General features: G+C 41.1%; 16 protein-coding genes and 1 pseudogene. 16 read left to right on the forward strand and 1 reads right to left on the reverse strand.

What is annotated here, in order from left to right; all coding sequences use genetic code 11:
• Positions 1-315 precede the first annotated feature (315 nt).
• The 13 genes and pseudogenes from METLU_RS0103465 to METLU_RS28590 all read left to right on the forward strand — a co-directional run.
• Positions 316-1,671: an oligosaccharide flippase family protein gene (locus METLU_RS0103465; protein WP_027157018.1), complete on the forward strand. Its 1,356-nt coding sequence runs from the start codon at positions 316-318 to the stop codon at positions 1,669-1,671.
• Between the two features lie 154 nt (positions 1,672-1,825).
• The gene (locus tag METLU_RS26570; protein WP_081679006.1) at positions 1,826-2,767 is read left to right on the forward strand and encodes a glycosyltransferase family 2 protein; all 942 of its coding nucleotides are present in this window, start codon (positions 1,826-1,828) and stop codon (positions 2,765-2,767) included.
• Between the two features lie 57 nt (positions 2,768-2,824).
• Positions 2,825-4,222, forward strand: a complete 1,398-nt coding sequence (locus METLU_RS24395; protein WP_051299754.1) for a hypothetical protein — start codon at positions 2,825-2,827, stop codon at positions 4,220-4,222.
• 84 nt (positions 4,223-4,306) lie between these two features.
• On the forward strand, positions 4,307-5,401 hold the full coding sequence (locus tag METLU_RS0103480) for a glycosyltransferase family 4 protein (RefSeq protein WP_027157020.1): 1,095 nt from the start codon (positions 4,307-4,309) through the stop codon (positions 5,399-5,401).
• 157 nt (positions 5,402-5,558) lie between these two features.
• Positions 5,559-6,761: a glycosyltransferase family 4 protein gene (locus METLU_RS0103490; RefSeq protein ID WP_081679007.1), complete on the forward strand. Its 1,203-nt coding sequence runs from the start codon at positions 5,559-5,561 to the stop codon at positions 6,759-6,761.
• A 190-nt stretch (positions 6,762-6,951) separates the two neighbouring features.
• A complete protein-coding gene (locus METLU_RS0103495) occupies positions 6,952-7,557 on the forward strand; it encodes an acyltransferase (protein WP_027157023.1) in 606 nt (201 codons plus the stop codon).
• Positions 7,558-7,707: 150 nt separating this feature from the next.
• Positions 7,708-8,655, forward strand: a complete 948-nt coding sequence (locus METLU_RS0103500) for a glycosyltransferase family 2 protein (protein WP_027157024.1) — start codon at positions 7,708-7,710, stop codon at positions 8,653-8,655.
• Positions 8,652-9,221: a serine O-acetyltransferase gene (locus METLU_RS0103505; RefSeq protein ID WP_196806488.1), complete on the forward strand. Its 570-nt coding sequence runs from the start codon at positions 8,652-8,654 to the stop codon at positions 9,219-9,221. The genes METLU_RS0103500 and METLU_RS0103505 overlap by 4 nt, the downstream gene beginning before the upstream one ends.
• Positions 9,208-10,191: a glycosyltransferase gene (locus tag METLU_RS0103510; RefSeq protein WP_027157026.1), complete on the forward strand. Its 984-nt coding sequence runs from the start codon at positions 9,208-9,210 to the stop codon at positions 10,189-10,191. Before METLU_RS0103505 ends, METLU_RS0103510 begins: the two co-directional genes overlap by 14 nt.
• Before the next feature lie 58 nt (positions 10,192-10,249).
• Positions 10,250-11,275 carry an acyltransferase family protein gene (locus METLU_RS0103515; protein ID WP_027157027.1) on the forward strand — a complete coding sequence of 342 codons (1,026 nt, stop codon included), beginning with the start codon at positions 10,250-10,252 and terminating at the stop codon, positions 11,273-11,275.
• 61 nt (positions 11,276-11,336) lie between these two features.
• Positions 11,337-12,266, forward strand: coding sequence for a glycosyltransferase (locus tag METLU_RS0103520; RefSeq protein WP_036242824.1), 930 nt, complete (start codon positions 11,337-11,339; stop codon positions 12,264-12,266).
• A 21-nt stretch (positions 12,267-12,287) separates the two neighbouring features.
• The gene (locus tag METLU_RS0103525; RefSeq protein WP_081679008.1) at positions 12,288-13,526 is read left to right on the forward strand and encodes a glycosyltransferase family 4 protein; all 1,239 of its coding nucleotides are present in this window, start codon (positions 12,288-12,290) and stop codon (positions 13,524-13,526) included.
• 328 nt (positions 13,527-13,854) lie between these two features.
• Positions 13,855-14,400, forward strand: a pseudogene (locus METLU_RS28590) (WecB/TagA/CpsF family glycosyltransferase); the annotation flags it as partial.
• 32 nt (positions 14,401-14,432) lie between these two features.
• Here the strand turns inward: METLU_RS28590 and METLU_RS27130 are convergent.
• Positions 14,433-15,222, reverse strand: a protein-coding gene (locus tag METLU_RS27130) for an IS5 family transposase (RefSeq protein WP_155920432.1) whose coding sequence is annotated in 2 segments (ribosomal slippage) — positions 14,433-14,961 and positions 14,960-15,222 — 792 coding nt in all. Because the reading frame shifts where the segments join, the coding sequence is not laid out codon by codon here.
• Between the two features lie 30 nt (positions 15,223-15,252).
• Between METLU_RS27130 and METLU_RS0103545 the strand changes: the two genes are divergently transcribed.
• The 3 genes from METLU_RS0103545 to METLU_RS0103555 all read left to right on the forward strand — a co-directional run bounded on the left by METLU_RS0103545 (position 15,253) and on the right by METLU_RS0103555 (position 19,822).
• Positions 15,253-15,648 (forward strand): STAS domain-containing protein, encoded by a 396-nt coding sequence (locus tag METLU_RS0103545; RefSeq protein WP_027157031.1) that lies wholly within the window; start codon positions 15,253-15,255, stop codon positions 15,646-15,648.
• A 22-nt stretch (positions 15,649-15,670) separates the two neighbouring features.
• Positions 15,671-17,221 (forward strand): VPLPA-CTERM-specific exosortase XrtD, encoded by a 1,551-nt coding sequence (gene xrtD, locus METLU_RS0103550; protein WP_027157032.1) that lies wholly within the window; start codon positions 15,671-15,673, stop codon positions 17,219-17,221.
• A 201-nt stretch (positions 17,222-17,422) separates the two neighbouring features.
• A complete protein-coding gene (locus METLU_RS0103555; protein ID WP_036242826.1) occupies positions 17,423-19,822 on the forward strand; it encodes a tetratricopeptide repeat protein in 2,400 nt (799 codons plus the stop codon).
• Positions 19,823-19,955: the final 133 nt, after the last annotated feature.

Consider the following 19,955-nt stretch of genomic DNA (forward strand, 5'->3'; position numbering starts at 1 on the left):
GGTCGATAACAACTACTAAAACAACAGTAATAAGAAAAATACAATCGTTATACAATCTTACCCTCAACGATGCCCCGTCCGCTTTTAATGAATGTTGCATATAGTCGGTTCCAACATCCAATATTGGCGACGGTTGTGAGGATTTTTTGGATCACTTGGGCCAAATGTTAAGTTGGCGCTCTTTTAGATCAAATATACCCAAGTATTTTTTATGATGTTAAGAGAGCAGAACAGTGCTGATATATAAAATTTGTTTATTAACTACAAAATCCAAAGAACAAAGCGAAAATGGAATATATAGGTAATTAAAAAGAAATGAATTCACAGACTATCAGTTTGAGGGAACGGACATTCAAAGCAGGCAGTTGGGTACTAATCGGGCACTTGTTTTCGCAGTTCTTGCGCTTTGGTGGTAATTTGATTTTGACTCGTTTACTAGTGCCAGAAATGTTCGGGATAATGGCCATTGTGAATGTGATTTTAGCGGGCTTGCAAATGTTTTCCGATGTCGGCTTGCTTCAGAATATTGTCCAGAGCAGGCGTGGAGAAGAGCGTGATTATCTGAATACAGCCTGGACAATTCAGATAATCAGAGGTTTTCTGATTTGTTCCGTCACTTTAATTATAAGTGCAAGCCTATATTATCTTAATCAATTTAGCTATTTGTCATCTAATACTGCTTATGGTAATGCTAAATTACCCTTCATATTGGCTGTTATGTCGATAACGGCAGCAATTTCAGGGTTTAATTCAATCCAATTGTCATTATTAAACAGAAAGTTGATGATGGGAAAATTGGTGGCAATAGAGATTTTCAGTCAAGTAGTTGGCCTTGGCTTTATGATTTTCTGGGCATGGAAAACTCATGATATATGGGCACTAGTATTCGGCACTGTTATTTCATGTAGTATAAAAATGACCTTATCGCATGCATCAGACATCGGTGATCGCTGCCAGTTTTGCTGGGATAGTGAGGCAGTCAGTGAAATTTTTCATTTTGGCAAATGGATTTTCGGATCGTCAATCTTTACTTTTTTAATTGCTCAAGGAGACAGACTTATTTTAGGAGGGTTGATTTCGCCTGAGGAATTAGGTGTTTATGGAATTGCTTTTTTTCTTGCAACGGCTTTTAAAGAGGTCGTGAAAAAAGTAAGGTCATCGGTATTTTATCCGGCTATGAGCGAGGTTGCTAGAACCAGGCCGGAAGATTTAAAAAATGTCTATTATCGGATGCGTTCTCGTCTGGATATAGTAGTAATGATTGTTGTTGGGGGATTAGCAAGTACAGGTCATGTAGTTATTGATCTGCTTTATGATGAACGCTACCAGGATGCAGGCTGGATGTTGGAAATTCTTTCATTTTCGATTGTATTTTTGGGAACAACGATGGCTGGTGTTTGTTTCATGGCACTAGGTGATTCAAAGACTATTATGATTTTGACAGCAACATCAACTGTTTTTTTATTTGGTACAGTTCCGATTGCATATAACTTTTTTGGTCTTTATGGGGCTGTTGTTGCTATTGCTTTAAACTCTGTAGTGGAGATTCCATTGATCTTATACAAGATGAATAAGTATAAACTGCTCAGTTGGAAAGGTGAGCTTAAGATGTGGCCCATATTATTTTTGTCATATGGACTTGGTAGATATCTATTGGTTTTGATTAATTGATAAATGGCCTGTTTTATAGGGTATATGCTATTTCCGTCTTACTTTTAAAAGTACAGATTTATTATCAAGCACTAAGACCGTTAATTAATTACTATAAAGCTTGTAAGATTGATACTTGTTGTATTTTATTAAAATCATTATCCATTAAATTTATATGAAAAAGAATCTACCAACTGTTTCTGTCATTATGCCGATGCGAAATGCAGAGGCTTATGTTTATCAAGCAATTGAATCTGTTCTTAATCAATCTTTCTGTGATTTAGAGTTGGTAGTAATTGATGATCATTCAACAGATCAGTCGCGCAAAATTGTTGAGGATTTTTTAGCTAGAGATTCTAGGTTACGTTTATTAAATAGTGATGAACGAGGAGTTGCGGCAGCTAGAAATAATGGATTAAAAAGTTGCCAAGGTGAATTCATTTTGTTTTGTGATGCGGATGATCAAGTTCCTGAGAATCGAATAGCAGATCAAATTAATTGGCTCAATCATCACACCACTCATGGAGCTGTATGTGCAAGTTTTGCCATGATGGACGACAAAGGTCGTAACGTTCTCAACCTAAACAATGGAGATAATCCTTGTGATATTACGGAAGAACTTCTTTCAGGTAAAACTCGAACATCATTGTGCACTTTTGCGATTAGACGTGAATTTATTAATAAGATAAATGGATTTAGAGACTATTTTGTAACATCCTCCGACATTGATTTACAACTGCGCTTAGCAGAAGTCTGTAACATATTCTATGTGCCGGAAGTTGTTTATTTTTACCGGCTCAATGACTCATCGATTGTACATACACAACCATCAAAAAAAAGGATTTTCTTCGAAGAAACTGCGCGTCTTTTTAGACAACAACGTGCTGAGCAAGGAATTGATGATTTGCAATCAGGCCATCCCCCCTTGGTTCCAGAAGATCAAGGGGATGCATTTAATTCTAAGGATCAGTTGCAAGGTGCTTTAATTGGAACTGCCTGGCGTTTGCATAAGCAAGGCGAAAAACTAAAGGCGATTAAAAGCGGGTTTCGGGCATGCTTGATTAATCCGGCAAATTTAATGGCATGGAAAAGCTATATCATGCTATTTATCAAATAATTTGTTACAGGTAGTCTGTTTTTTCAATCGCGTAAACGGTAAGGAATAAAATATTAAATGCCTAATTGGTTTGCTTACGCCGTTTTATTTGTCTTGTGGCCATTGATTGCTATATGGCTATACAGATCTAAATCGGTAACAGAAGCGACTTTATGGACCATACTCGGTGGACATATGTTTCTGCCGGTAGGTACCAAAGTGGACTTGCCGATGATACCGCCTCTTGGGAAAGAATCAATTCCTGCGCTCGCGGCTTTTTTAGGTTGCCGATTTATAGCCGGACGGAGAATTCCTTTTTGGGGCCAGCGTGGCTGGATATCCTGGTTACTGCTGCTGTTTATATTGGGACCTTTTGTTACTGCGGAATTAAATGGCGATGCTATTTTTATCGGTGGACACCGGTTACCTCCGATGGAACATTATGATGCAGTATCCGCGGTGATCAACCAGTTAATTATTATTACGCCGTTTTTTCTTGGGAGGCAATTGTTTCGCACTGTGGAGGATCATGCCCTTCTGTTCCGTATCCTCATCTTGGCAGGATTGTTTTATTCATTGCTGATGTTATTTGAGGTGCGCATGAGTCCCCAGTTGCATAGATGGTTGTATGGTTATTTTCCACATAGTTGGATTCAGCAGATAAGATTCGACGGTTTCCGTCCGATTGTTTTCATGGGACATGGTCTGTGGGTAGCTTTTTTTACAGTCGTTATAATCATAGCGGCAACAGCATTTTGGCGGTTAAAAATCCAGGTACGTAGATTTGCTCCTGCTAATGTCACTTGTTATTTATTGCTAGTATTATTGCTTTGTAAAAGTGTAGCTTCGATCATGTATGGCTATGCGGCATTTCTGTTGATTAAAGTGACTTCGTTCAAGACTCAGCTTCGAATAGCCAGAATATTGGTATTGATAGCACTGCTCTATCCGACAATGAGCATTATGAATCTTTTTCCTCATCAGACCTTGATGGACTGGACAGAGTCTATGAGCGCTGAGCGCGCGCAATCATTGGGTTTTCGTTTTGAAAATGAAGATAGACTGCTGGAGCATGCACGGCAGCGCTTATTTTTTGGTTGGGGAGGTTGGGGGCGTAATCGCGTTTATAATGAAGAGACTGGTGACGATATGACTGTGACGGATGGAAAATGGATCATTACTTTCGGAGAGTTTGGATGGATAGGTTTTATCGCGGAATTCGGACTTTTGACATTGTCGGTGTTTAGTGCCGCATCAGCGTTTAAGAGAGTTAAAACGCAACAGGAAATGACACTTCTATCGGCACACGCACTTCTTATTGGAATTGTTATGATAGATCAATTGCCCAATGCTTCGTTGGCGCCCTGGTTATGGTTGTTGACGGGCGCGTTGCTTGGTCGTACCGAAGCGATTTTTGATGCAAATAGGAAACAGGCAACTTTCGATTTATCCAGTGCCTCAAAGGTTTATCAATAATTTGATAATGCTTGTTGTTTCGTATTATTCATAGATTCTTAAACTATATCTTTATAAAACAATATTATTTTAATAACGTCTATCATGAATATAACAATAATAATGGCGAATCCAGCTATGACGGGTGGGGACAGAGTCTGTGCCATTTATGCAAAAAAATTGATTGAACGTGGACATCATGTCAATGTTATTGCGCCGCAAAAAAAACTGTTAACCTTCAAGCAACAGCTAAAACGATGGATTAAAGGTACTGGTTGGGTAACTGTTGCTGAACAATTACAAAATCATTTTGATTTATTAGGTGTTAATGTTACTTACCTGGAATCAAATCGCCCTGTTACAGGTAGCGATGTGCCCGACGCGGATGTGGTCATTGCAACCTGGTGGGAAACGGCAGAATGGGTTGCTCATTTTCCTGCTTGCAAAGGGGCTAAGGTATATTTTATTCAGCACCATGAAGTTCATCAGGGGCAACCGATTGAAAGAGTCAAACAAACTTATCTATTGCCATTATATAAAATAACAATCTCAAATTGGTTGGTGCAAACAATGCAAAACACTTACCGGGACTCAAGCGTTTCATTGGTACCTAATAGTGTTGATTCAGATCTTTTTTTTGCTACGCTCAGAAAAAAGCAAATCAGGCCAACATTGGGATTCTTATATTCAAAAGTTGAGTTCAAGGGTATCGATACCTTGCTAAAGGTGATTGGGCAAGTAAAAGAGCAATTGCCTGAGTTGCGAGTGATTTGTTTTGGAAGCAGTAAACCTTTAAAAAGTTTATTACCAGAGTATTTTGAGTTTGAATATCAACCACAGCAATCACGTTTGCGCGAAATATATGGGCAATGCGATGTGTGGCTCTGCTGTAGTCGATCCGAAGGATTTCATTTGCCACCTTTAGAAGCAATGGCATGTCGTTGTCCTGTGGTATCGACGAAAGTTGGTGGACCCGAAGATATTGTCAGGCAAGGTGAAAACGGATTTTTATGTGAAATTGATGATGTTGGCAGCTTGACTGATACTGTGATGAAGGTATTCAACTCGACGGAGCAGGAATGGCTTGCTTTATCTGATGAAGCTCATGCAACGGTTATCCGATACAGTTGGGATGACGCTACAGAACTGTTTGAGCAGGCTTTGAGTCAAGCAGTTATGAAAAATACTAATAAATCTTGAGTTACTCGTGTGCCATTAGTTTATAAGGTTGTAGCAATCAATCTTTTTAATTTAATCATATTTTATTTGTCATCCAAATGGGATTTTCGATGCTTAGACTTTATGGATGATAGTAATACATGCAAATTTATAATTAAGGACTTATTGCGGGGAGCCAATGGATTTAAGTAAAAATGTTACAGTTGTTCCTAAAAGGGCTAGTATTTTTTTTAACTCAAAACTTCGGAAAATCGGAATTATTTTTCCTGGATATGGTTATGAGAGAGTTTCTTACGCTTTGCCTGTTAAAGAAATTGAATATCGGAGAGTTGTTTCAATACCGATACATAGGCTTGAGCGAAAAGGAACATTTTACAAAAATACACCTGTTATTCTTGGTCAAAAAGTGGATTTAATCCATACATGGAATGCGATTCCTTTATCTAATATTCCCTTTGTTGTTTCATTTGAAAATGAAATCCCACGATATTTGGGTAGCGTTTATAAATGGCAGGAGTCGCTTGGATTGTCGATATTAAATTCAAATCGTTGTTTGGCTATTTTAGCGCTCAGCGATATTGCGGCAGCTCTGGCTAGAGAGAAAATGCTTAATCTGGGTTATCCAGGGATTGCAGATAAAATAAGGGTTTTCAGGGGAGGGGTAGATGTCAGTAGTCTGGGAGAGGAAAATGAGATATCTGCAATTGATTTAAAATGTAAACGCCCATTGAAAATGCTTTTTATTGGCGGTGATTTATTTCGTAAAGGACTTGTGCCAGCTTATATGGCAATAAAAAATCTTATCGAAAAAGGAGCGAATATAAATCTTACAGTTGTTGGGCGGTTTAAAGAGGGTGGTTATGTATTGCGGGAAAACTCACCTAGTCCTCTAGAATGGGATAAATTGTTAGAAACCTCTGATTGGGTTACCCATTATAAAAGTTTGCCTAACAAGGACGTTATTAAACTTATGCATGATTGTGATGTATTGATTTTTCCATCTTATGATGAATCTTTGGGCTGGGTCATTATTGAAGCAGCTTTACTGGGAATGCCGGCAATTACAACAAATATTTTTGCGATTCCTGAATTGGTTAAACACAATGAAACTGGATATGTCATTGATATAAATTTAGGTCGGCAGAACAGATGGCAAGGTATTTGGAGTCATGGAACACAGTTAAAGGCAGAGATAGAGGTGGCAAATGAAAATATTCGTGAAGGTGTTGAAAAATCAATTTCTAAATTATTGAATAATCCCGAACTAATTAAAATCTGGGGCAATGCTGCTAAAGAATATATGAACAAGTTGTATAATTTTGAGAGAGCAGCAAATCAATTGCATGATATTTATTTTAACTGTTTAAATAAAAATAATTAATTCAAATATCAAAAAAATCTGAATTCAGATAGTTTAAATTTACAAATTATTTGCATTGTAGTTAATTTTCGAAAAGGATTTTTATTGATTTTCTAAGATTATTTAAAGTTATATTTTGTTTTTTATTAAAAATATGGCACGGTTTGGGCTTAAGCTATTTATTGGTTCATATTTTGAACGGTAACATATAATGTATCACCTATTAAAGAAGTTTATAAGAATGGTTGCTTTCAGGACTGGTAAATATAAAAATATTTACATTAAATATTGTCGACCAAGTGGTTATGAATATGCTAATTTTTTAAAAAAATGGGGTGGTTTTTATAGTATAGGTAATGATTGCCATATTTGGCCTTATACCAATATTACAGATCCTGCATACACTCGACTGGGTAATAACGTTATGCTCAGCGCATGTACTATTTTAGGGCACGATGGTTCAATAGATGTGTTGAATAGAGCATATGGAAAAAAATTAGATAGAGTCGGCAAGGTTGATATTAAAGATAATGTATTTATTGGTCATGGCTCCATTATCTTACCCGGTGTAACAATCGGTCCGAATGTTATTGTTGGCGCAGGTTCTGTCGTAACCAAAGACATTCCTGAGGGTGTGATAGCTGTTGGAAATCCAGCCAAGCCAATTGGTAAAGCGTATGATCTTGTGGAAAAGCTTGAAAAACAGACAAATGAATTGCCGTGGGCGGAATTGATACAGAAAAGGGAAGGAAGTTTTGATCCGGTTCTTGAGCCTGAATTAAAAAGATTAAGAGTTGAATATTTTTTTAATGACTAATGCTTTTTAATTCTGGATCTAATAATAAATAATTATGTACTTTATCCGCTATCCCGGCCATTGAATTCTGGCATTTTATGTCAAATTTATGATCTCAACATGCGCAGATTTTTGTTATGCACCTAGCAAGGACGTCAAAAGGCTTCATTAATGGCTAATAAAATTAGTTACAACATAATTATAGTTATCGTAAATTACAGGACAAGTGAATTGGTTGTCAATTGTCTTGAATCATTAAAAACAATTTTGAATCAATCTGTTAAAGTCGTTGTTGTCGATAATTCTTCCGGAGATAATTCAGCTGATTTAATTGGAAACTGGATTTCAAATAATGAAAATGCCTATTTAATTTGCTCAGAAAACAATTCTGGTTTTTCGGGTGGTAATAATCTGGCAATTGAATCAGTAGAAAAAATGGGTTTTAGTGCTGATTTTATCTGGTTATTAAATCCTGATACCGTAGTTCGTGAAAATGCATTACAACATTTGCTGACATTCATGCGGCAAAATCCCCCGGTGGGTATAGCAGGATCAAGGCTCGAATATATTGATGGCAAGGCACAATGCTCGGCATTCCGGTTTCATTCCATTTTAAGCGAGCTGGATAATGGATTAAGGTTGGGCATTATTTCCAGATTGTTGCAAAAATGGCAGGTTCCGTTGCCGATTTCGGATGTGCCTGTCAGCGTGGATTGGGTTGCCGGCGCCAGTATGCTGATTCGAAAACAGGTTTTTGATGACATCGGATTGTTTGATGACAAGTATTTTTTGTATTTTGAAGAAACGGACTTTTGTTTACAAGCGAAAAGGTCGGGCTGGTCTTGCTGGTATGTGCCAGCAAGCCGGGTTGTACATTTCGTTGGCAGCTCAACCGGCGTGACCGATGGCAGCAAAAAAAGACGTCCCCGTTACTGGTTCGAGTCTAGACAGCGGTACTTTTTAAAAAATCATGGTTGGTTTTATTTGATGTTGGCTAACTTAGCTTGGGGTATGGCTTTTTTGTTGTTCCGTATTCGTCAGAAAATACAAGATAAGCCAGATGATGAGCCAGTATTTTTATTAAGAGACTTTGTTAATTTTAATTTTTTCAATAAATGAATGCCTTAATGAAAAAACGTGGCTCAACCAATGAAAATCCGAAAGATATTGGATTCTTTTCTCTGATCAAAGAAGATTTTCTGACGCATGATAAAGATTTTTTTGAACAGGGGTTGTGGGCTATTGCCGTGCACCGGTTCGGCAATTGGCGCATGGGCATAAAATATAAATTGTTACGCGCGCCTTGTACGATTTTATACAAAGTTCTCTATAAAGTCGTGGAATGGACATGCGGTATTACATTGCCTTATACCGTTAAGCTGGGGCGCAGAGTTAGGATCTGGCATCATAGCGGAATGGTTTTGCATGCCGAATCCATTGGTGATGATGTGCACATCCGGCACAATACGACGATGGGCATCGTCAGAACATTTCATAATCATGAGCTTCCAATCATTGAAGACCGGGTGGATATCGGGGCGGGCGTCTGCTTGCTTGGCAGCATCAGAATAGGTCATGACAGCGTCATAGGCGCCAATGCGGTAGTTCTTGATAATATTCCCCCTTATTCTGTTGCAGTAGGTAGTCCAGCTCGGGTTGTAAAGGTATTAAATGGACAAAAATAACCTGGGTATTGTAATTATTGGCAGGAACGAAGGAGAAAGGCTGCCGCGGTGTATTAAATCAGCTATTCGTGAAACCGATGTGGTTGTTTATGTGGATTCTGGCTCGACTGATAGTAGTATTGAATTAGCCAGACAGTTAGGTGCGGAAGTTATTAGTCTGGATTTGTCTGTCCCTTTTACAGCCGCTAGAGCAAGGAATGCCGGATTTGAGTTTTTAAACGCTCAATATCCGTCTCTAAATTATGTTCAATTTATTGATGGTGATTGTGAACTTGTTGAAGGGTGGATCCAGCAGAGCTTAGATTTTCTAAGCGCAAATCCTCAATTCGCGGTTGCCTGTGGTCGCCGTAGAGAACGCTTTCCAAATGCTTCAATTTACAATTTACTGTGTGATCTCGAATGGGATACGCCGGTAGGTGAAACCAAGTCGTGCGGTGGAGATGCTTTGATGCGAGTTGATGCACTGCAAGCAGTCAATGGATTTAACGGAAGCTTGATTGCAGGAGAAGAGCCGGAGTTATGCATCCGATTGCGACAGGCTGGCTGGAAAATTTATCGCCTGGATGTAGAAATGACGCTGCATGATGTGGCAATGACTCGGTTATGGCAATGGTGGAAGCGTAGTCAAAGGGCAGGATATGCATTTGCTGAAGGTGCCTATTTGCATGGTATGTCACCTGAAAAATATAGGCTAAAAGAAACTATTAGTATATTTATTTGGGGCGGTATAGTTCCAATTTTATTATTTATTTTATCTATTATTAATCAATGGTTTTTGCTGGGATGGCTTGTCTATTTATTGCAAATTATTAAGGTCGCGATAAAAAAGCATAAATTAATTTCAAAACGATTGTCATTATTTTATGCAAGTTTTGTTATGTTGGCTAAGTTCCCCCAATTTAATGGGATCATAGACTTTATATTGAGTAGAAAAACAAATAAAGTTCATGAAATTATTGAATATAAATAAGATTATTAATAATAGCCAATCTTTTGTTTTTAAGCTGTAATACTAAAGTAAAAACTACATGGCAAGCGTAGCAATAGCGCAAACAGAAGCAGATCGCTATCAAGTTCTGGATGGATGGCGAGGCATGAGTATATTAATTGTATTGGCTGCCCATTTGTTACCTCTTGGACCAAAATCCTGGCAATTAAATGAAGCAGCGGGCCCATTGGGAATGAGCCTGTTCTTTACCTTGTCCGGATTTTTAATAACAAATTTTTTGTTGAAAAAACAAAATGTTTTGGATTTCCTGATCAGAAGGCTATTCCGTATTGTTCCATTAGCCTGGTTATATATCGTTATCGTATTATTCTTCGCTCAATCTAATATTGACCAATATATGGCGCATCTTTTCTTTTATGCCAATTGGCCGCCTATGCAGTTAACAGCGATGACGAGTCATCTCTGGAGTTTATGCGTTGAAATGCAGTTTTATATGGGAATTGCTTTTCTTGTGCTTCTTCTGAAAGGGCGCGGATTATTGCTAATCCCTGTGCTTTGCTTAATCGCGACGCTATATCGAGTTCACGATGGTGTATATGTGGCTATTAATACTTGGTATAGAGTAGATGAAATTCTTGCTGGTGGAATTTTAGCGCTTTCTTTTAATGACAAGTTGGGAATATATTCAAAAAAGTTCTTAGGATGGATAAGTCAGTGGATATTAATTGTCCTTTTTTTATTATCTTGCCATCCTGAAAGCGGATTTATGAACTACTTCAGGCCATATCTGGCGGCTATGCTAATTGGTTCAACATTAGCCAGACATTCATCCAATCACATATCCAGATTGATGAATAGCAAGATTCTTTTTTATGTGGCATCAATTTCATATGCGCTTTATGTTATCCATGGAGGGTTACGCTACACATGGCTTGGTGAAGGTGAAACATTAGAAAAATATATAAAGCGCCCAATATTATTGGCTGTTCTTTTTGTTCTTGCTCATTTGTCAACCTTTTATTATGAGAAGAAATTTATTTCGTTTGGAAAGGCGCTTTCTTTAAGAGTTCAAAAGAAATCTCAGAGTAATATAGTGGTCAATTGATATTAGCTATAAGATAGCTAAATCAAAGTTTTTTGCGATACAAGTTCTGATTAGGGTATCTATGAGTAATAATGTTTCTAACTATCTAATAATATCACCATGTCGCAATGAAGCCGACTATATGAAGCAAACACTGGATAGTGTCGTCGCGCAGTCGATTCAGCCAAAGTTATGGGTAATAGTCGATGATGGATCTACAGATGAAACGCCGGCTATTTTGGCCGATTATGCGAGCCGTTATCCATTTGTTAAAATTGTAACGCGCACAGATCGTGGTCATCGCAGCGTGGGGCCGGGAGTGATAGAGGCTTTTTACGCCGGTTATGATTCGGTTGATTTGAGTGAATTCGATTTTATCTGCAAGCTGGATTTGGATTTGATCATGCCGTCCCGTTATTTTGAGATTTTGATTCAGCGCATGAATGAGAATCCTAGATTGGGTAACTGCAGTGGCAAGCCTTATTTCATAGATAAGAACAGCGGCAAACTGGTTAGCGAGGGTTGCGGCGATGAGAATGCAATCGGGGCTTCAAAGTTTTATCGGCGACAATGTTTCGAGCAGATTGGCGGCTTTGTCCGGCAGGTGATGTGGGATGGCATCGATGGCCATCGTTGCAGGCAGTTGGGTTGGATTGCCGTAAGTTGGGATGAGCCCGATTTAAGATTTACTCATTTACGCCCTATGGGATCAAGTCAGCAGAATATTTTTACAGGACGGATGCGGCATGGGTTTGGCCAATATTTCATGGGCACCGGAATGATCTATATGTTGGCTTCTGCAGTTTATCGTATGGCGCATCCTCCTTACGTGACGGGTGGATTGGCCATGTTTTGGGGCTATTTAAACAGTTTAATAAAGGGCTTGCCCAGATTTGAGGATGAAGAATTGGTCAAGTTTGTAAGGAAATATCAGTGGGCTTGTTTGTTAAAAGGCAAGGAGCGGGCTACTGCCGAACTAAATGAGCAGCAGGCTGCGATCTGGAAAGGCTGATTTAAAGATTCGGTTAAAATTATGAGAAAAATCAAGCTAGCCTACCTTGCACCTGAGATTCCGGCGTTATCGGCAACCTTTGTTTATAATGAAATTTTTCAGTTGGAGCAATTGGGCTACTCCGTCGTACCTTTTTCAGTTCATAGGCCCGGCGTTTCCGTGACCGACAAAAAACTGGCTGACTTGGAAGCGGGCGTTTTTTATTTATACACACAGAAGAAACACGCTGTACTAAAAGAGAATGTCCTGTTTTTGTTGAAGCATCCGCTTCGGTATTTGATTACGCTGAAGACGCTTTTATCGGACATGTTCAAGGTAGGGGTTTTGTCTCGGACGGCAATGGGCCTGGCTTTTCGCTTTTTTTATTCGGTTATCCTTGCCAGACAGCTTTTAAAAACTGGCGTTCAGCATATTCATGTGCATTTTGCCCATGTGCCTGCCGATATTGCTATGTATGCGGCTTCTTTATCAGGGATCTCTTTCAGTGTGACGGCTCATGCCAATGATCTGTTTGAAAGGGCATGGTTACTCGCTGAGAAAGTGAATAGGGCAAAGTTTTTTGTCACGATTTCCGAATTCAATCGGGAATTTCTACGCCAGCAGGGATGTAATGTTGATCAGGTTATTGTTGTACGTTGTGGCGTCGATGTTGAACACTTTAACTGCCAGAAAAAATCAGGCTTGTCCGATCTGCCCAAAATCGGATTTATCGGCAGATTGGTCGAAAAGAAAGGGGCGGACGATCTGTTGCTTGCTGTCAATGAACTGAAAAAGCTGGGCATGGATTTTAAACTGGTAATTGCCGGATCGGGTCCGTTGGAAGGTCATCTGACAGAATTAGCCAGGGAGCTGGGTCTGTCTGATGAGTGTGTTTCTTTTGCAGGGGCGATTGCCCACTCTGCTATCCCTAAGTTTCTCAGTGAACTGGATGTTTTTGTATTACCTTGTAAACAAGATCGTGCCGGGGATATGGATGGTATCCCGGTCGTGTTGATGGAAGCTATGCTGAGCGGTGTTTCTGTTATATCGACGCGCTTGTCGGGAATTCCGGAACTGGTGGTTGACCGAGAAACTGGTTTATTGGTTGAACCTGGAAATAAAATACAGCTTGCAAATGCCATACAGGCTTTAATTGAAGATAAAACTTTAACCAAACAGTTAAATAATAATGCTATTTCGAAAGTTAAAAAGGAATTTAATTTAAAGGATAATGCTACGCAGCTTACAAAGCTCTTTGAGAAATATGTGACTTCAGCTTGAGCTTTTAATTTTCCCTCAGCTAAGGAATGTGCATAATATAACCGCCTCAAGTGCGCAGATGATTTTCCGATGTAGGTGCGAATTCATTCGCACTGTGCAGGTGCCAGCAGTAGGGGCTTTAGGCGATCCGCACCTACAATTCCCGGATTTATCCATACTCATTACTAACTATAAAGACTATTCAATGGAAGCCTTCTGTCGTCAATCATGGTGTCTTTGCGGTTTACCCTTCGATGCAGTGGACACGTCGTCTGCAATTTCAGCTTTAAAACGGGCAATCAAAGAAGATGTGCCGTTTTTCTTATCGACCCCTAATCTTAATTTTCTGATGGCGGCGCAAACGGATAGCGCTTTTCGGGAATCCGTAATTAACAGTGATTTATCGATTGCCGATGGCATGCCGCTGATCTGGATGTCCAGATTGTTAAACATTCCATTGCCTGAACGAGTGGCGGGTTCGAGTTTGATGGAAGCGTTATTTGCTGACAAAAACACGTCTCCCATGCGTGTGTATTTTTTTGGCGGAGAACCGGGCGTCGGCGAGAGGGCTTGTCAGGTCATTAATCAGGCTGGTGCGGGGTTACAAGCCGTAGGGCATTATTGCCCCGGGTTTGGCTCAATTGAAGAAATGAGTACCCGTGAAGTTATTGATGAAATCAACCGGCATGAAATTGATTTTCTGATTGTTTCTTTAGGCGCCAAGAAAGGGCAGGCCTGGATCGAGAAAAACAGGCATCAATTAAAGGCGCCGGCTATCAGTCATTTGGGAGCGGTCATTAACTTTTTTGCCGGAACGGTGAAACGTGCGCCAGTCTGGATGCAGCGTGTCGGGCTGGAATGGCTGTGGCGCATTTTAGAAGAACCTTCGTTATGGAAACGCTATTTCTTCGATGGCTTAGAGCTTGTTCAATATCTCCGTAGCAACAGCGCCAGGAAGGCCAGATTAACGAACTGTAAGCTGGTATTGAGCAAGCGCTCAGTGTTCTTCCATAATCTTCGGCACTTCTCCAGCCAGGCAAACGAACGCTCTACTACCCAGCGTTGCGGAATGACAGCGAAGGTATGAAGCTCATGGCGTTTGGCCACCTGCACCGAAGCGCCAAGCAGACTCTGAACAGCTTCGGCGAAGGGTTGGCCACTATAGCCGCCATCGACCAGCAGCGAAGTGACCTCAGTTAAGTCTTTCCAGTTCTGTTCAATGGTTTTTAGCGCCCCTTGGCGATCACTGACGTCCGCCGTGGTGATGGCAATTGCATGGGGTAACCCTTGCGTGTCGACAAAAATATGTCGCTTGATACCTGAAACCTTTTTGCCGGCATCATAACCTTTGCTGCGTGCGCAGTCGGTGTTTTTGACACTCTGTGCATCAACGATGCAGAAACTCGTCCTGGCGTTGCGCCCCTGTCTGGTACGGGCCTCGCCAACCTGATTTTTTTAATGCCTGCTCCAGCAGGCTGGTTCCACCTTCAGGTTTCTCGCTCCATAACGAAAAATAATGATGGACCGTGCGCCATTTCGGAAAGTCGCTCGGCAGCATGCGCCACTGGCAGCCGCTCTTCAGCAAGTACAGAATGGCACAGAACACTTCATACAAGTCCACTGTACGAGGTCGGGTTTTCTTGCGAGCATTTTCTAGCAGAGCTCTGATCGGTTCAAATTGTTCGCGACTGATGTCGCTGGGGTACACTTTTCTCATGCCCTCATTATCTATCATACTCAGCAGATATTGAACAGGCTCTTAGGGTTTGCGAAATTGCTGTCGGGTAATGTGATTCCTTATGCCTTTTGGATACGTTTTAATCAGAAAAAGTTAAATGAAATCAAGCCGGTCGTTATTCATACTGAAGAAGACGATCATATGATTAAAATTTATTTGATTGGCGCGTGCATAGATAAGACAATCTATGCCCTACGGCCGGTTTTTAAAGAGTGTGTTTCAAAAAAGAAAAATATACTGATTGATTTGCAGGCTGTGCCGGTAATTGATGGGGCTTTTTTAGGACTTTGTCTGTTGCTTTACAAGCATTTGAATTGGAATGGATGCCAGTTAAATTTCCAAAATATTAATCGGCAAAATATCAGGATTTTTAAGTGGAACTCGGCCCAGTTTCTAATTCCATAACTTTTAACGCTATAAAAATATAATGAATAAAGCGCTTGCCATTTGGAAATTTGACTACCGGTATCTGGCACTAATCGGATCCGGTCTATTATTATTGTTAATCGCATTTGCCGGTGGGTTGGAAGAACTGGTTTCCCGGTGGGAAAAACAGGAAGAGTATAGCCATAGTTATATTCTTCCTTTTATTACGCTGTATTTTATCTGGCAGCGGAAGAACCTCATTCAACAATCTGCTTTTTCGCCTTCCTGGATGGGATTCGGTATTGTTCTGTTAGCGTTGGTCGTATTTTTGGTGGGCGAGATCAGCGCTCTTTATATCCTGATTCAGTATGCCTTTATAGCCGTATTGATGGGCATTGCCTTGGCCATTATGGGATGGCCGGCGCTCAAGCCGGTCATTGTGCCTATATTGCTGCTGATTTTTGCTATTCCGCTGCCGTATTTTCTTGAAGCCAGCCTTTCCGCCAACTTGCAGTTACTATCTTCAAAATTCGGCGTGTCTTTCATTCGCTGGTGTCAGATTCCGGTTTATCTGGAAGGCAACATTATTGATCTAGGCAGTTATAAATTGCAGGTAGTCGAGGCTTGCAGCGGATTGCGCTATCTTTTTCCGCTGATGAGTTTGGGCTTTATTTGCGCCTATATGTATAACACGGTGTTTTGGAAGCGCGCTTTGGTGTTTTTGTCGACCATTCCGATCACCTTGTTCATGAATAGCTTTCGCATAGCCATGATCGGTGTTTTGGTCGATAACTGGGGCTCAAGCATGGCGGAAGGCTTTCTGCATGATTTTGAAGGTTGGGTCGTTTTTATGGCCTGCCTGGGTGTTTTAGTGGCAGAAATGCTTTTGCTGTCCAGGCTTGGTACGGATCGTCGGCCTTTTGCCGAAGTTTTTGGTTTGACAGTTGATCAATCTGTTGACGATAGTGCAGGTGCTAAAGTCAGGCCGTTATCACGCCCTTTTATTGCGATTATTGCCAGCCTGGCCGTGGTTACTGTTACGGTATTTTCAATCGATAAGCGGGCAGAGGTTTTCCCCGAGCGCAAAAACTTCCCGATATTTCCGATGCAATTGGCGGACTGGCAAGGGCAGCACAGCAGTATGGAAGATACTGTTATCAACAAACTGGGGTTATCGGATTATATTTTGGCCGATTTCAGACAGGTACAGGGAGCGCCGGTAAATCTATATGCGGCTTATTACGCTTCCCAGCGGAAAGGAATTTCTCCGCATTCGCCGCGCGTTTGTATTCCGGGCGGCGGCTGGCAGATCACTGATATTGAACGAAAAGATCTGGGGCTTCTGGCCGTCAATCGGATTGTGATTAAAAAAGGCGATATGACGCAGTTGGTTTACTACTGGTTTCAACAGAGAGGCCGGAAGTTGGCAAATGAGTATTTAATGAAATGGTACTTGTTTAAAGATGCACTGTTGTTAAACAGAACCGATGGGGCGCTGGTGCGCCTGACTACAATGGTTAATCCCGGTGAAAGCCTTGATCTTGCTGATCAACGTTTACAGGTTTTTGCTCAAGAAGTTTTACCGGTTTTGCCACAATATATTCCTGATTAGCTGATGCTACGCAACTGTAGGGTCGAATTCGCCCGGAGTGCCTGCTGTCGGCATTCGGCCCGAGGCAATTCGGGAATCGGCATGAAAAGGTGCGAATATCCCTCTGGGACATAAATAAATTCGCACTTACGCGCCTATCCGTACAGCCCATGCGTAACATCAGTGAGTAAATTGTAAATTTTTTAAAGAGAAGGATAAGTGATGCAATTAGTTAGAACTCTGTTATTGACAGGAATGGCCTTGAGTTTTCAGGCTTGTGGCGACGCGACCGAAAAAGCGCAGCATTATTTGGACAGCGGCAAGGAATTTTATGGCCAGGGAAATTATGACAAGGCCAAAGTTGAGTTTAAAAATGCCTTGCAAATTAACAATAATCTCTCGGATGCCTACTTTCATCTGGCGTTAATGGATGAAAAAAAACAGAACTGGAAAGGGATGTTTGAGAATTTATCGCAAGTGGTCAAGTTGACGCCCGATCATGTCGAAGGCCATAGAAAGTTGGGGCAGTTGTTATTATTGTCCGGTCAAACCGATAAGGCAGCGGCTGAAGCTGAAGCAATTCTTAAGTTAAATCCTGACAATGCCGACGCTCATGTTTTGAAAGGAACTATTTTATTGCGGCAAGGCAACCAAAAGGCGGCTTTGGACGAAGCGGACAAAGCACTGGCTCTGGCATCGGGCCATATCGATGCCGTCAATTTAAAAGCTGTCATATACTTGGAAAGCCAGGATTTTACTCAGGCGCTGGCTATTGTGGAGAACGCGCTTAAAGCAAATGCCAATGATTTGACGCTCAATTTGCTGAAGTTGCAGATTGATATGAAAACCAATAAGCCGGAGGCGGTGGTAGCGGATTATCAGGCCCTGATTAAGAGTTATCCCGATAATCTGGATTTCCAGTATGCCCTGGCAAAATATCATGACGAGACTGGAAAAGATGCCGATGCAAAGTCGGTTTTGCAAAAAGTGATTGATGAACATCCCGATGATTTGAAATCAAAACTGGTTTTTGTGGATTTCTTGAGCACTAAATCGCCTGCTGAAGCGGTAACAGTATTACAGGGCTATATCGCACAACGGCCCGACACTGCCGGGTATTATCTGCCGCTTGCGAAATTGCTGATCAGCCAGAATAAATGGGGGGAAGCAAAGGAATCGCTTAACTGGCTGGTCAATAACAAGCCTGAAGATAAGGAAGGTTTGGCGGCTAAGGTGTTGCTGGCAAAAATAGCCGTTAATGACAAGGACAATGATGCGGCGCTGAAGTTGGTTGATGAGGTGCTTTCGCTCAATGCAGGGAATTATGATGCCTTGGTGCTGCGGGCTAAAATCAGGCTGCTTAATGGTCTGACCGACCAGGCCGTTTCCGATTTGCGCGGCGTATTGCGCGATTATCCGAAATCCGATGAAGCCATGGTCCTACTGGCTCATGCTTATGCCAAGCAAGACGCTCATGCGCTTGCTGATGAGCACTTCCGTAAAGCACTCGACTTGAATCCCGGCAATTTTGATGCGGTCATGCCTGTGGTATCGCAAATGATCAAAAGCAAAGACATTGCGAGGGCTGATGAAGTTTTGCAGAAAGCACTGGCAGTAAAGCCGGATCATGCGGGCGCTTTACAAGCCTTGGCTCAAGTCAGATTGTTAAAGAAGGATTGGTCGGGAACCCAGGAAGTTGCTGATACGATTTCAACGAAGCCAAAGGGCGATGGTTTTTCCAAGTATCTGAGCGGCAAGGTTTCGGAAGGGCAAGGGCTATATAAAGATGCGGTTGCCAAGTATAAAGATGCGCTGGCTGTTTCTCCAGGATTGTCCGATGCTTTGGTGGGGTTGATGCGCAGTTATGAGGCATTAAAACAGCGGAAAGACATGTTTGCGTATCTGGACGAGTTTATCAAGGCAAATCCGGAAAATACTTATCCATTGATTTTAAAAAGTCAATTGTATGTGCTTGATAAGCGCCCGGATGAGGCAATTAAAGTGTTGTCGGGATCGATTGAGAAATGGCCCAAGGTAGCTTCATTCTATGAAGCCATGGCGAATATTCATGCTGCAAATCAAGAGCGTGAGAAAGCTATTTTAGTAAGCCAAAAAGGACTGGAAAATGATCCTGACAATATCAGCTTAAGAATGATGCTGGCTGCTATTTATGAAAAAAGCAAGGACTATGATAAGGCCCTGGAAAATTACGAAGCGTTGATTTCCAAGCATCCGAATGTTGATGTTGCCGTGAACAATCTGGTTTCATTGCTGCTTGATCATTATAAAACCAAGGAAAATATTGATCGTGCCGTAAAACTGGCTGCGCGTTTTGAAAAGTCCGAACAACCTTATTTTTATGATACTTATGGATGGGCGCTCTTAAATAGTGACCGCAATGACGAGGCGCTAAAGGTGTTTAAGGATGTGGTTGCCAAAATGCCTGAGGTTGCTGTTTTCAAATATCACTTAGGTCTTGCTTATCACAAGAAAAACAACAATTCTGCCGCTATTGCCGAACTGGAACAAGCGCTGGCAATAGGCGATAAAAAAGGGAATTTTATTGAGAAAGAGGCTGTAGAGAATTTGTTGAAAGAAATTAAAGCCGAAAAGCCGGTATGATGTAGCTGAAAATACGCTATTGTTGTTTATTAACAGTTGTTTACGCATCAGTTGAATTGAAGCGGATTTCAAAACCCTCCGCTAGCATGATGTATCTGAATCGGGTTCCAAGTGCCCCGGGTCGAATGAATTC

Origin of the sequence: Methylobacter luteus IMV-B-3098, assembly GCF_000427625.1 — a bacterium.
Classification (GTDB): domain Bacteria; phylum Pseudomonadota; class Gammaproteobacteria; order Methylococcales; family Methylomonadaceae; genus Methylobacter; species Methylobacter luteus.

Coding starts and splice junctions, on each gene's coding strand:
- METLU_RS0103515 (WP_027157027.1), top strand. CDS start 10,250: ATGGCAAGCGTAGCAATAGCGCAAACAGAAGCAGATCGCTATCAAGTT.
- METLU_RS26570 (WP_081679006.1), top strand. CDS start 1,826: ATGAAAAAGAATCTACCAACTGTTTCTGTCATTATGCCGATGCGAAAT.
- METLU_RS0103495 (WP_027157023.1), top strand. CDS start 6,952: ATGTATCACCTATTAAAGAAGTTTATAAGAATGGTTGCTTTCAGGACT.
- METLU_RS0103520 (WP_036242824.1), top strand. CDS start 11,337: ATGAGTAATAATGTTTCTAACTATCTAATAATATCACCATGTCGCAAT.
- METLU_RS0103465 (WP_027157018.1), top strand. CDS start 316: ATGAATTCACAGACTATCAGTTTGAGGGAACGGACATTCAAAGCAGGC.
- METLU_RS0103490 (WP_081679007.1), top strand. CDS start 5,559: ATGGATTTAAGTAAAAATGTTACAGTTGTTCCTAAAAGGGCTAGTATT.
- xrtD (WP_027157032.1), top strand. CDS start 15,671: ATGAATAAAGCGCTTGCCATTTGGAAATTTGACTACCGGTATCTGGCA.
- METLU_RS0103555 (WP_036242826.1), top strand. CDS start 17,423: ATGCAATTAGTTAGAACTCTGTTATTGACAGGAATGGCCTTGAGTTTT.
- METLU_RS0103510 (WP_027157026.1), top strand. CDS start 9,208: ATGGACAAAAATAACCTGGGTATTGTAATTATTGGCAGGAACGAAGGA.
- METLU_RS0103480 (WP_027157020.1), top strand. CDS start 4,307: ATGAATATAACAATAATAATGGCGAATCCAGCTATGACGGGTGGGGAC.
- METLU_RS0103500 (WP_027157024.1), top strand. CDS start 7,708: ATGGCTAATAAAATTAGTTACAACATAATTATAGTTATCGTAAATTAC.
- METLU_RS0103505 (WP_196806488.1), top strand. CDS start 8,652: ATGAATGCCTTAATGAAAAAACGTGGCTCAACCAATGAAAATCCGAAA.
- METLU_RS24395 (WP_051299754.1), top strand. CDS start 2,825: ATGCCTAATTGGTTTGCTTACGCCGTTTTATTTGTCTTGTGGCCATTG.
- METLU_RS0103525 (WP_081679008.1), top strand. CDS start 12,288: ATGAGAAAAATCAAGCTAGCCTACCTTGCACCTGAGATTCCGGCGTTA.